The organism is Plesiomonas sp., assembly GCF_051650925.1.
Classification (GTDB): domain Bacteria; phylum Pseudomonadota; class Gammaproteobacteria; order Enterobacterales; family CAMTGL01; genus Plesiomonas.
Window position 1 is genome coordinate 1 of sequence record NZ_JBOFRH010000480.1, and the last position, 13,737, is coordinate 13,737.

At 48.9% G+C, this 13,737-nt stretch carries 9 protein-coding genes and 1 tRNA gene; 3 read left to right on the plus strand and 7 right to left on the minus strand.

Annotated elements, in window-relative coordinates; translation table 11 throughout:
• The first annotated feature begins 174 nt into the window (after nt 1–174).
• Complete coding sequence (locus ACRC27_RS11690; protein WP_438623520.1) at nt 175–357, plus strand: DUF3545 family protein; 183 nt, start codon at nt 175–177, stop codon at nt 355–357.
• 203 nt (nt 358–560) lie between these two features.
• Here ACRC27_RS11690 and ACRC27_RS11695 read toward each other — a convergent pair.
• The 7 genes from ACRC27_RS11695 to gltB all read right to left on the minus strand — a co-directional run bounded on the left by ACRC27_RS11695 (nt 561) and on the right by gltB (nt 10,289).
• Nucleotides 561–636: transfer RNA gene (locus ACRC27_RS11695), tRNA-Ile, on the minus strand.
• Nucleotides 637–762: 126 nt separating this feature from the next.
• Complete coding sequence (locus ACRC27_RS11700) at nt 763–1,368, minus strand: TRIC cation channel family protein (protein WP_438623519.1); 606 nt, start codon at nt 1,366–1,368, stop codon at nt 763–765.
• A gap of 89 nt (nt 1,369–1,457) precedes the next feature.
• Nucleotides 1,458–2,336, minus strand: a complete 879-nt coding sequence (gene btuF / locus ACRC27_RS11705) for a vitamin B12 ABC transporter substrate-binding protein BtuF (protein WP_438639933.1) — start codon at nt 2,334–2,336, stop codon at nt 1,458–1,460.
• Nucleotides 2,336–3,307, minus strand: a complete 972-nt coding sequence (locus ACRC27_RS11710) for a cobalamin biosynthesis protein (protein ID WP_438639934.1) — start codon at nt 3,305–3,307, stop codon at nt 2,336–2,338. The genes btuF and ACRC27_RS11710 overlap by 1 nt, the downstream gene beginning before the upstream one ends.
• 26 nt (nt 3,308–3,333) lie before the next feature.
• A complete protein-coding gene (gene mtnN, locus ACRC27_RS11715; protein ID WP_438623581.1) occupies nt 3,334–4,035 on the minus strand; it encodes a 5'-methylthioadenosine/S-adenosylhomocysteine nucleosidase in 702 nt (233 codons plus the stop codon).
• 363 nt (nt 4,036–4,398) lie between these two features.
• Nucleotides 4,399–5,814, minus strand: coding sequence for an FAD-dependent oxidoreductase (locus tag ACRC27_RS11720; protein WP_438639935.1), 1,416 nt, complete (start codon nt 5,812–5,814; stop codon nt 4,399–4,401).
• 14 nt (nt 5,815–5,828) lie between these two features.
• A complete protein-coding gene (gene gltB / locus ACRC27_RS11725) occupies nt 5,829–10,289 on the minus strand; it encodes a glutamate synthase large subunit (RefSeq protein ID WP_438623515.1) in 4,461 nt (1,486 codons plus the stop codon).
• A gap of 593 nt (nt 10,290–10,882) precedes the next feature.
• Here gltB and ACRC27_RS11730 point away from each other — a divergent pair.
• Together ACRC27_RS11730 and arcB are read left to right on the plus strand one after the other, a co-directional pair.
• On the plus strand, nt 10,883–11,815 hold the full coding sequence (locus tag ACRC27_RS11730) for a TIGR01212 family radical SAM protein (protein WP_438639936.1): 933 nt from the start codon (nt 10,883–10,885) through the stop codon (nt 11,813–11,815).
• Nucleotides 11,816–11,995: 180 nt separating this feature from the next.
• Nucleotides 11,996–13,737: aerobic respiration two-component sensor histidine kinase ArcB (gene arcB, locus ACRC27_RS11735; RefSeq protein ID WP_438639937.1), on the plus strand; the 1,742-nt coding region annotated here is incomplete at its 3' end.

The following is a 13,737-nucleotide window of genomic DNA, read 5'->3' on the forward strand; positions in this document are numbered from 1 at the left end:
CTGAACAACAGTGCAAAAAGGTGCGTATTACGCGCCTTTTTTATTGCCGAAAAGGGCACTGATCACACCCTCGAAAATATTTCACCTCTGCTCAACAAAACCGTCATTAACTTATTCTATTTTTAATATTGCTGTGCTATTACCAATACAGATTAACCACGTAACGAGGTGACCATGGAAGGGTATTTCTTCGACGAAACTGAAATCAGTGATAAGGCTTCACGTGGAGGGAAACAGCAGCAAAAAAAACGGAAATGGCGTGAGATTGAAGCGTTAAAAGACAAGTATCGTCTGCAACGTGAGCTAAAAAGTATTGATATTCTCAATGACTACGCACTAGAAGAGTTGCGTTTGTAGCGATATCAACGCAATCACTGATTTATCCGCCACTCAAACAAGGGGCGTTTAAGCGTTACGTTAAGCGTAAAGTTCGGACCTAAACCCACTTTTGGTAGCCAAAATATACTGCCATTTTTGATGTAAAGCGGCAGTTCTGCTGCCAAAAAAAGCAGAAAAACAAAAGGGCTCAGCTACATATGCAGCTAAGCCCTTGTTTTATTTGGTGGCCCCACCCCGGTTTGAACGGGGGACCAAGCGATTATGAGTCGCCTGCTCTAACCACTGAGCTATGGGGCCGAATGAGCGCAATTATAGGGAATCACAACCGATGCGTCTACTACTCATCGTGCTAGTTGCTGATTTTTAATACAACAAAATCAAAAAACCGCATTTATAAGCTAATGTTATTCATACAAATCCTACTCAATCAATTCTGAATGTAGGTAACTTCAGGTGCCAGCGAATTGCCGCTAAGCGGATACCTAAAGTTGCAAATAACCCTAATAACATCGCCGATTGGGAAGCCATACCATACTGTAATGCGCTGGTATGTAAGATCCCCCCCACAATACAGGCGGTGGCATAAATCTCGGTACGCAAAACCATAGGTACTTCACGCGCCAGCACATCACGAATAATACCGCCACCAACACCGGTAATCACGCCCATCACCACCGCAACCATAGGCCCAGCACCATTGGCCAGCGCCTTATTTACGCCGATACCCAAAAATACCGCCAAGCCAATCGCATCGAGCACGGGTAAAATCCACCATGCAATGTTGCGTGGGCGACGTACCAATAGCATAGTCAGCGCACAGGTAACAAAAATTACCACCAAATAGAAAGGGTCAGTGATCCAAAAAACCGGCCCAGCATCCAGCGCCATATCACGGATAGTGCCGCCGCCAATGGCAGTCACTGCCGCAAGTACCACAACACCAAAAGGGTCCATCCGCAAACGGCCTGCCAGCAGTACACCCGAAATTGCAAATACCGCCGTGCCTAACATGTCGAAAAAATACAGCATGTGCTCGTTGACTCTCATTGTGTCGGTTAAAAATCAGGAGCGGCGATTTTAGCGTTTGCGTAACGGCTGGCAATGGGCTTATTAAAAAATCATGATATAGGTGATATTTTTGCCAACGCCTGACAAATCTGTTGCGCACCTTGTACCATACGCGGCCCGTTCCGGCTGAGCAGGGCTTCATCAACTGAAATTACTGGCACATTCAGCATATTTCCCCAATATGCCCGCACCTGCTTAGCACTGTCGGCTGAGCCTGGAAGTAAAATAACATCCGGCTTACGCAGTAAAACCTGCTCTCGGCTGATTTTCGGCCAACTAATACTGCTGTCGGAAAAAATATTTTTACCACCGCACAACGCCACAATTTCTGACTGTAGCGTGCCCTTGGCTGGAGTAAACATCGCCTGCGTGCCGTACTGGATAAAAACATTCAACGGTTTTTCCCGCGCATACTGTCGACGCAAATCGGCCAACTGCGCACGGATCTGCGCCGCACTTTCACGGGCAACAGCCGGTTGTGGGCTCTCTTTGGCCAGCACATCTAGCTCACTGGCCAAATCATCAAGTGTCAGTGGATTAATATACAAAACCCGAATGCCCAACTGCTCTAATTGGTGCAGTGGCCGCGCCGGATTACCGCCCTTCCACGCCAGCACCAAATCGGGTTTTAACAGCAAAATCCGCTCAATATTGATACCCCGGTGATCGGCAACCCGTTCAAGTTGTTGTGCCGCAGGCGGGTAATCAGAGTAGCTGCTGGCCGCCAGTAGTGCATCCCCCATACCGGCGGCATAGGCAAACTCAGTACTTGAGGGAGATAATGAAATAATCCGCTGCGCACTGTCTGCCGGCTGCGCAGATAACAGCGCACAAAATACAAAACTGCCGAACAATATACGGGTCATCAATGCAGCACTTTTACACGCCACGAAGAGTGCTTGTATCCCAGAAAAAAATTGCTTTTGCATTACAGCAGTATCCATAAAGAAGTTAAGCTCAACACAATCAGCGCACGCCACTGGAGTTGCCGCATCAGCGCCAACAATTGCCCCGCTTGTATGCTACTTTGTCCACCCAGTGTCGGGCGGCTGACACGAATACCTCGGTAACGCAGCGGGCCACCCATCGCAATATTCAGCGTTAACCCCACCTGCGTATAGAGCGCACCTATCGGGTAATAGGCCCACGCCTTGGCCTGTACATGCATGCGCCGCAAGCGTAAAAGCATATTTTTTCCAGGGATGAAAAGCAGCACAAACAAGAGCGTACCCGGCAGTTCGGCCAGCAAAACCAGTGCCGCAGCAAAGCGGCCAAAATAGTGAAACTGCGGTTGTAACGGTGACCAAACCCGAGCCAGCAACTGGCATAAACGGTACAGAAAAGCAGCAATACCGCCCCCCAGTACAAACCAAATCAGCACATGAATCAGGCCACGTAAATAGCCTTGCAACAGCGTTTCAGCGCCGGCTTTACCCAACCCGAGCAGTGAAAGTGCATCTGTATCACGTTGCACCTTTTCGGCCAGTAGCGTTCTTGCCGTATGTTTTTGTTGCAGGTGCAGTGCTTGCCTCAGGCGCTGGTTATCCGGCCACACGCGGGCCCAATCAAACGCCAGCCAGAGTAACAACAGATTAAACAGCGGCTCTGACCATACCAACACCGCCAGAGCCAACAGCATAATCGCCATGGGAATGAGCAGCAGTAAGGTGCTTAGCATGCCTGCCAGTTGCTGCTGGAAAGGGGGATTATCAGCGTGCAAAACCCGCTGTTGTAAACGCAGAGCAACGAGAGTTACCCCTTGCTGTAACACCTGTGCGGGCTGTGCAAGCAACAGGTGCAATGCAACCCCTCCCCACAAAACAAACAACGGGGTGAAGAGTACGAACCACTGCAGCACATCTGCCGGTAACACGTTTGCCAAGTTAATACCTGCTGTCATTGTGTAGCCGGCATAATGCGCTCAATTTAGCAGCTAGGTGCTAATTCAGTCAGCATTGCGGCTACAATTTTAGAAGATTGTTCTGCGGCAATCGGTAAAAACGTATCAAAACTCATGCTAGCTTCTTTATCAGCCACATCAGAAATTGCCCGCACCACGACAAATGGCAGTTGATACTGATGACACACATGCGCTACACCCGCCGCTTCCATCTCAACGGCCGTCACGGTTGGGAAGTTTTGTTTAATACGAGCCAGATTATCTGCACCATGAATGAAGGCATCACCACTGCACACCAATCCTTTAACGGCATGCAACCCGTTGGCTTGAATACTGTTTTGTGCGGCGTTAATCAGCGTTTGATCAGCCGTAAATGCAGCCGGACAATTTGGCAACTGACCCATGGCATAGCCAAATGCGGTGACATCAGCATCATGGTAACGAACTTCTGTTGAAACAACGATATCACCCACATTTAGGCTGCTGTCTAATCCACCGGCTGATCCGGTATTGATGATGACATCGGGCTGAAAATGTTCAATCAACAAAGTTGTTCCGAGTGCCACAGCAACTTTACCGATCCCCGATTTCAGCAGAGCTACCTCAACGCCGTTAAGCTGGCCGCTGTAAATTTCACAGCCTGCACGCTCAAAGGTCTGTAGATTGCTAATCTGACCACGTAAAATGGCTACTTCCTGCTCCATTGCACCAATAATGCCAACTTTCATGCTGTTTGCTTTCATGTTATCCACGCTAAATTTTTCCTGTACCCCGTATTGCCCCAACAGTATATTGCCCCGCATATTGCGCACCGGATCTTCACCAGTGGTATACGAGTCAACAGTGGCCGACAGGCTCAACGGTAGGCGGTAAAAGTGAGGCCAACAGTATACCCGCTTTCAAACCGACAGAGTAAATCCCCCCATATTGCCAATAAAAAAAGGGAAAACAGTACGAATAACCGCACCATTTTCCCTGTATTTTTTATAACAATAACCATGCTATAACGATCACTGTACGGATAATTGTGCCGATAACCATATCAATATAATCACAATATTATCGGCCAATTGAATGATCAGTGAGCTGATTTATACACTCAGATAATCCATGATCCCTTCGGCAGCTTTACGCCCTTCTGCAATTGCAGTGACCACCAGATCTGAGCCACGCACCGCATCACCACCAGCAAAAATTTTAGGGTGGCTGGTTTGGTGAGCAAATTCACGATCAACGGGTGCAACAATTCGCCCTTTTTTATCTAACTCAACATCGTGCGCTGCCAGCCAGTTCATACTGTGTGGCTGGAAACCAAACGCCATGATCACCGCATCAGCCGGTACAATATGCTCAGATCCGGCCACCACTTGTGGATGGCGACGACCGGCTGAATCAGCAGAACCCAGCTCAGTGCGCACGACCTTCACACCCGATGCTTTTCCATTGGCATCAAGTGCAATGCCTAATGGTTGCAGGTTGAACATAAACTCAACCCCCTCTTCACGCGCATTTTTTACCTCGCGTTTTGAACCGGGCATGTTTTGTTCATCACGACGATAAGCGCACACCACGTGTGCTGCTGACTGACGAATTGCAGTTCGCACGCAATCCATCGCGGTATCGCCCCCGCCCAGAACCACAACGCGCTTACCCGCCATATCAATATAATCGGCAGGGTTGGCCTCAAAGCCCATTAAGCGATGTGTATTGGCCACCAGATAAGGCAACGCATCATACACCCCTGCGGACTCTTCGTTTTCCAGCCCACCGCGCATGTTCTGATACGTGCCCACGCCAAGAAATACCGCATCAAATTCAGCCAGCAGAGTATCAAACGGCAGATCTTTACCTATCTCGGTATTTAAGCGAAATTCGACACCCATTCCAGTGAACACTTCACGGCGACGGATCATCACCTCTTTTTCCAGCTTAAAGGCCGGAATACCAAAGGTCAGTAACCCGCCAATTTCAGGGTAACGATCAAATACCACCGGTTTCACGCCATTACGCACCAACACATCAGCACACGCTAACCCTGCTGGGCCTGCGCCAATAATGGCTACCTTTTTATCGGTATGCACGACGTGCGACATATCTGGTTTCCAGCCCATTTCAAAGGCTTTCTCGGTAATGTATTTTTCGATATTACCGATGGTCACCGCACCAAACTCATCGTTTAGGGTACAAGCCCCTTCACACAGGCGATCTTGCGGGCACACTCGCCCACACACTTCTGGCAAACTGTTGGTTTGATGAGCCAGCTCAACGGCTTCGAGTATCCGCCCTTCGTGAGCCAATTTGAGCCAGTTTGGGATGTAGTTATGTACCGGACACTTCCATTCGCAATACGGGTTTCCGCACCCTAAACAGCGGTCAGCTTGTGCATTGACCTGTGTGTCGGAAAAATTCTCATAGATCTCAACAAACTCAATCTTACGAATTTTCAGCGGTTTTTTCGGCGGATCGACCCGCTGTAAGTCAATAAACTGATAGACATTCTGGCTCATGGCATGATCTCCCTTTACTGCGCCTGAACCCGGAGTTCCGCCGAAGAGCGGCTACGGTGACCAAGTAGTGCTTTAACATCGCTGGATTTCGGTTTTACCAGCACAAATTTATCCGCCCAACTTTCCCAGTTAGCGAGGATCTCTTCACCACGGCCAGAGCCGGTAGACTGTACATGTTCGGTAATTAAACCGCGCAGATGCTCTTGGTGAATAGCCAGATCAGTGACATCAAGCACCTCGACCAATTCGGCATTCACTCGCTTACGGAACTCACCGCTTTCATCGAGCACATAAGCAAACCCGCCGGTCATTCCTGCGCCAAAGTTCACTCCGGTACGCCCCAATACGCAGATAATGCCGCCGGTCATGTATTCACAACCGTTATCACCAATGCCTTCTACAACCGCAATAGCGCCTGAGTTACGTACAGCAAAACGCTCCCCGCCACGGCCTGCGGCAAATAATTTACCGCCCGTTGCACCGTACAAACAGGTATTGCCGATAATCGTGGCTTGATGCGCTTTAAATGCCGAACCAATTGGAGGGCGAATGGCAATTTTACCGCCCGCCATGCCTTTACCCACATAGTCGTTCGCATCACCGGTCAATGAGAGCTCAACGCCACCTGCGTTCCAAACACCAAAGCTTTGTCCGGCGGTACCGCTGAACTGCACTTTAATCGGATCGCCTGCCATCCCCTGATTGCCCAAACGGGAGGCAATATCGCCCGACAGACGCGCGCCAACGGAACGGTCAGTGTTGCGAATATCAAAGAACAGACGCTTGGCTTTGCGCTCTTCTAGGCACTGCTGTGCTTGTTGCAACAACTGAGTATTCAGCTCACCTTTATCAAACGGCGGATTGCCCTCGGTACAGTACATCGCCTTGCCGGGATGTGGCTTGGCGGTCACCAACAGTGCTGATAAATCGAGTTTATTTTGTTTCGCACTGATACCGTCAATTTCGGTCAGTAAATCAGTACGGCCAATTAAATCAACCAGTTGTGTGACACCAAGCTGCGCCATCAGTTGACGAGTCTCTTCTGCGATAAACTGGAAGTAGTTAATCACCCGCTCAGGTAGGCCGTGGTAATGATCACGGCGCAGTTTTTCATCTTGTGTTGCAACACCCGTTGCACAGTTATTTAAGTGACAAATACGCAAGTATTTACAACCCAGCGCGACCATTGGGCCCGTACCAAAACCAAAGCTTTCCGCACCTAAAATCGCCGCTTTGATAATATCAAGACCGGTTTTTAAACCGCCATCGACTTGCAGTCTAATTTTATGCCGCAAACCATTGGCAACCAGTGCCTGCTGGGTTTCAACCAAGCCGAGTTCCCACGGACAGCCCGCATATTTTACCGAGGCTAACGGGCTTGCACCGGTACCGCCGTCATAACCGGCAATTGTGATCAAATCGGCATAGGCTTTTGCAACACCCGTGGCAATCGTGCCGACACCCGGTTCAGAAACTAACTTGACCGAAATCAGTGCCTTTGGGTTAACCTGCTTTAAGTCAAAAATTAGCTGTGCTAGATCTTCAATCGAATAGATATCGTGATGCGGTGGTGGAGAGATCAGGGTCACACCCGGCACCGAGTAACGCAGTTTTGCAATGTACGGCGTCACTTTATCGCCCGGCAACTGGCCCCCTTCACCCGGTTTCGCCCCTTGCGCGACTTTAATCTGAATCACATCAGCATTCATCAGATAGTGCGGCGTAACCCCAAAACGGCCTGAGGCCACTTGCTTGATTCGTGAGACTTTATTGGTGCCAAAGCGCACCGGATCTTCACCACCTTCACCCGAGTTAGAAAAACCACCGAGGGTGTTCATCGCAACCGCCAGTGATTCATGCGCTTCGGGGCTTAATGCACCAATTGACATTGCAGCAGTATCAAAGCGTTTAAATAGCTCGGTAGCCGGTTCAACCTGCTCAAGTGCTACGGTTTCACCCTTTGGTGTGACTTGCAGCAGATCACGCAGTGTGGCAACCGGACGCTGGTTCACCAAATCAGCATAACGCTGATAATCGCTAAACTTGCCTGAGTGCACAGCCTGTTGCAGTGTTTGCACCACATCAGGGTTGTAGGCGTGATATTCGCTGTTGTGCACATACTTTAGCTGGCCCCCTTGTTCAAGCGGCTTGCGTTTTAGCCACGCGCGGCGGGCTAAATTGCTCAGGTCTTGCTGGAAATCACTAAAATCAGCGCCTTCAATACGGCTCGGTACACCGTGGAAACAGAGATCAACAACCTCAGAGGCGATCCCGACCGCTTCAAACAGCTTCGAGCAGCGGTAAGAAGCAATGGTTGAGATCCCCATTTTTGACATGATCTTATACAGACCTTTGTTGATGCCGTTACGGTAGTTCAGCATCAATGTACGGTAAGGTTTATCAATTGCACCGTCATCGGCCAGTTTTGCCAGTGATTCATAGGCCAGATACGGGTAAACCGCCGTAGCACCAAACCCAAGCAGCACGGCAAAATGGTGCGGATCACGCGCACTGGCGGTTTCAACAATGATGTTGGCATCACAGCGCAAATTGTTGTCGACCAAACGGGTTTGTAGCGCACCAACGGCCATCGCCGCAGGAATTGGTAAACGATCTTGTGTAATGGCCCGATCAGAGAGCATCAGCAGCACAGAACCGCTACGCACATGCTGTTCGGCCTGATCACACAGATCACACACCGCTTGCTTAAGATCTTTTTCGCGCGGATCAAAGGTGATATCCATCGGCGTATGCCGGTAGAATTTATCATCCAACGAAAGCAATTGGTGGTAGTCAGAGTAAAGCAGGATCGGGGATTTAAAATTGACCCGATGCGCCTGACCTTCTGCCTCACAAAACACGTTCATCTCTTGGCCAATTGAGGTCGCCAGTGACATAACATGTGCTTCACGCAGCGGATCAATCGGTGGGTTCGTTACTTGCGCAAATTGCTGGCGGAAGTAGTCATAAATACCGCGAGATTGAGTCGACAACACGGCAAACGGGGTATCATCCCCCATTGAGCCAACTGCTTCTTGCGCATTTTCGCCCAGTACGCGCAGGATATTATCCAGCTCTTCATTGCTGTAGTTGAACTGCTTTTGATAGGTGGCAAGCTGATCATCATTCAGATCACGGCAGCCGACTTGATCATCTGGCAACTGTTCGAACGGGATCAAACGCTTAACGTTTTTCTCCATCCACTCTTTATACGGATGACGCTGTTTTAGATCGTTATCGATCTCCAGCGAATGCAGGATCTTCCCGTAACGGGTATCGATCACCAACAGTTCACCGGGGCCAACACGCCCTTTTTCAACCACTTCATCGGGCTGGTAATCCCAGATCCCCACCTCTGATGCACAGGTGATCAATTTATCGGTGGTGATCACATAACGTGCAGGACGCAAACCGTTACGATCAAGGTTACACGCAGCGTAGCGGCCATCTGACATCACCACACCGGCCGGGCCATCCCACGGTTCCATGTGCATTGAGTTAAAGTCATAGAAAGCGCGCAGATCGTCATCCATATCCGGATTATTCTGCCATGCCGGTGGGATCAACAGACGCATTGCGCGGAAAGGATCCATCCCGCCGCTTAAGAATAGCTCTAACATGTTGTCGAGCGAGCTAGAATCTGAGCCAGTTTCATTGACAAAAGGGGCTGCAGTTTGCAGATCAGGGATCAGCGGGGTATTGAATTTATAAGCCCGTGCGCGTGCCCATTGGCGGTTACCCGTAATGGTATTAATTTCACCGTTATGTGCCAGATAGCGGAACGGCTGGGCCAGCGGCCAACGCGGTACGGTATTGGTTGAAAAACGTTGATGGAATAAGCAAATAGCCGACTCCATTCGCAAATCGGCCAGATCTAAATAAAAACGCGGCAAATCCGAGGGCATACACAGCCCTTTATAGATATTGACCAGATTTGATAAGCTGCAGACGTAAAAATCTTTGTCATCTTGAATGCGCTTTTCAATTCGGCGGCGCACTACAAACAGGCGGCGCTCAACATCACGCGGTCGCCAGCCTGCCGGTGCGTTAACAAACAGTTGTTCAATCACCGGCAGTGAAGCCAGTGCAATTTCACCGAGTACATCAGGGTTTGTCGGCACGACACGCCAGCCAACCACAGAGAGGGTTTCTCGTTGTAATTCTTCCTCTGTAATTTGACGCGCGATTGCGGCTTTAACAGGGTCTGTACTTAAAAAGAACATGCCAACGGCATAATTCTTTGCCAAGTGCCAGCCACGCTCTTCAGCAACCATACGGAAAAAACGTTCCGGTTTTTGCATTAATAAGCCACAGCCGTCACCGGTTTTACCGTCGGCTAAAATCGCCCCTCGGTGCTGCATTCTGGCTAATGCGTGAATCGCGGTACGCACTACCTTGTGGCTGGGCTCACCTTCTATGTGGGCAATAAGCCCAAAGCCACAGTTATCCCGTTCCTGGGATGAATCGTACAGCATGATTGCCTTCCTCCCTTGCCTTAACCCAACGACAAAATACTCTGCATAAATATGGCGATGTCGCTTTTTGCCGAATCGCTTCCAATCGACTTCTCAAATTAACGATAAATGTTACATAGGTCAAACATTGTGTAATCGATTCGCAACATGCTCGACAAGGTTAATTTTTTCCCCTTTATTTTATTATTCATGAAGTTGCACTGGCATAAGTCACTTCACTGCCGCAACCCACCGAGGGTATACCGCAATGCCTTAGTAGCAGAGGATCGTTTTTTTCAACTATCCACTACAATATCCTTCTGTAAAGAGGCTTACTTTTAATGATTATTGCTTATTTATTTAGCATTCAAGGGATAAAGATAAGTGTTAACCCTAATGGAAAAATAACTGAACCGTCTATTTTTTAACAAAAGCACACTTCGAATAATTATCAATTAAAAATGACTTTTTATTCCAAAAGCAAAACCTGTCTTTCATCCTACAAAGAGGTATTAAAATGTTTTTAGTCGGATGAATTGGGGTTGATCCGTATCATTACAGAGAAGTAACAAAACCTGTAATCTGAGCCGCTTTATGTTGGGCGGAACAGAGCAATGCAGCTGCACGAATTGGTGAATATGTTTGGCGGTGATCTGCGCCAGCGCTACGGTGAAAAAATCCACAAACTAACCTTGCACGGTGGTTTTAGCTGCCCCAATCGTGATGGCTCACTCGGCCGTGGTGGTTGTACATTCTGCAATGTCGCCTCATTTTCTGATGAGAATGCGCAGTATCAGTCTATTGCCGATCAGGTGGCGGCACAGGCGAAAAAAATCCATCGGGCACAACGCTATCTGGCCTATTTTCAAGCCTATACCAGCACCTATTCAGAGCTGTGTTTGTTAAAGCGCATGTATGAAGAGGCATTACAACAAGCTGATATTGTAGGGCTTTGTGTTGGAACCCGCCCCGATTGCGTTTCAGATGCGGTACTTGATCTGCTGGCTGATTATCAGCAACAAGGGTATGAAATCTGGCTAGAGCTCGGTTTGCAATCGGCACAGGATCAGACGTTAAAACGAATCAACCGTGGCCATGATTTTGCCAGCTATGTACATACCGCTCAGGCGGCACGCGCTCGCGGATTGAAAGTGTGTACTCACTTAATTGTCGGGCTACCGCACGAAACAAAAGCCGATTGCCTGAACACGCTAGCACAGGTGATTAACGCCGGAACTGACGGCATCAAGCTGCACCCGCTGCATATTGTCAGTGGCAGTACCATGGCCAAAGCATGGGCCGCTGGCCGCCAGCAGGCGATAGAACTGACTGAATATGCGGATATCGCTGCTGAGATGATCCGCCACACCCCGCATGACATTATTTATCACCGCGTATCAGCCAGTGCCCGAAGGCCGACACTGCTAGCGCCGTTGTGGTGTGAAAACCGCTGGACAGGGATGGTTGAAATAAATCGGTTGCTTTGTGAACGCGGTCCGCAAGGCTCAGCATTGGGTCAATCTTTCCTGCGAGCGCAGAAAAAGTAAGTCTTTACTTATAAGGTTATATTTACTGATAAACGACTGCGCAGCCGACTCTCTGCTATCTACCAAGCCATATTGTTATCCTATCCTGTGATGATACGAACAGGTGAAACACGTCAAGGTGGAGTGTAGTGCCAACTCACAGTAAGATGAGATCTCACGCTCTTTTTCTACGGATGGTGTATGAACCGGATAAAAATCCTGGCGCAATATTATGTCGATTTGATGGTCAAACTGGGAATTGTCCGGTTTTCTATTTTGCTGGCGACAGTACTGGTGGCGCTAGCATTAGTGGTGCAGATTGGCGTCACCCTGTTTTTACAAGGCTCAGTGCATGGCATTGATGTTGTGCGCTCGGTTTTCTTTGGATTACTGATCACGCCGTGGGCGGTCTACTTTCTTTCTGTAGTGGTTGAGCAGCAAGAGGAATCACGGCAACGGCTGGCCAATGTTGTCAGTAAATTGGAAGAGATGCGTGAGCGTGATTTACAGCTTAATGCACAGTTGCAGGAGAAAATTCAGCAATTGAGCCTTGAAAATGAAGAGCGCTGCAAAGCTGAACATGCCCGCCAAATTGCCATGGAAGATCTAGAGAACGAGGTCTACGAACGCGAACAGGCACAAATTCAGCTCGCACAGCAAGGGGCGCTACTGCGTTCATTTTTAGATGCCTCACCCGATCTGGTCTATTACCGTAACGAACAGGGGCAATTTTCAGGCTGTAACCGCGCTATGGAGTTACTCGCTGGTAAGGTGGAAAAGCAGCTAATTGGCCTAACGCCGTGGGATGTCTATAGCAAAGATGTTGCCAATAAGGTTGTCGAAACCGATGCCGATGTCTTTCAGCACAATATGCCGTTAACTTATGAACAGTGGCTTGATTATCCTGACGGGCGTAAAGCCTGCTTTGAGCTGCGAAAAGTACCCTTTTATGACAGACAAGGGGTGCGCCGAGGTCTGATGGGGTTTGGCCGTGATATCACGGAACGAAAGCGCTATCAGGAGGCACAAGAGAAAGCCAGCCGTGACAAAACAACCTTTATTTCAACGGTCAGCCATGAGCTGCGTACTCCTCTCAATGGTATTGTCGGTTTAAGCCGGATCCTACTTGATACTGAGCTAACCACAGAACAGCATAAATACCTGAAAACTATCCACCTTAGTGCGATAACACTCGGCCATATCTTCAATGATATTATTGATATGGATAAGCTTGATCGCCGCCGATTAGAGGTGTTTAAAAAGCCAACCGATTTTATCGGATTAATCAGCGATCTTGAGAATCTCTCTGGTTTACTTGCCGAACAAAAAGGTCTTAAATTTCATCTTGTTCGCCACGAACCACTGCCAGATTGGATTGAAGCTGACGGTACGCGTTTACGGCAAATATTGTGGAATTTAATTGGCAATGCCATGAAATTCACCCAAGAAGGTGGCGTAACCCTGACCCTCAGCGCCGAGCGCCAACATGACAGCATTCTGCTGCGTTTCTCGGTACAAGATACCGGTGTGGGGATTCCTGCGGCTGAAATTGATAAAATTTTTGCCATGTATTATCAGGTGAAGGGGCAAGATGGCCGTTTAAATCCAACCGGAACAGGGATCGGATTGGCAGTATCGCGCCGCCTTGCTCAGATGATGGGGGGAGATATTCATGTGACCAGTGAACTCAACACTGGCTCTTGTTTTACGCTGGAAATTAGCTGTAAAGAGCTGCAAACACCCGCTACAGAAACCCAAAATACACCAGCACCTATTTCCCCTCTCCATATTCTATTGGTTGAGGATATTGAGCTAAACGTGGTGGTGGCCCGTTCTGTACTGGAAAAACTGGGCCATTCGCTGGATGTGGCCATGACTGGCGAGCAGGCTTTACAGCTGTATCAGCCAGATAAATACAATCTGGTGTTACTTGATATTCAGCT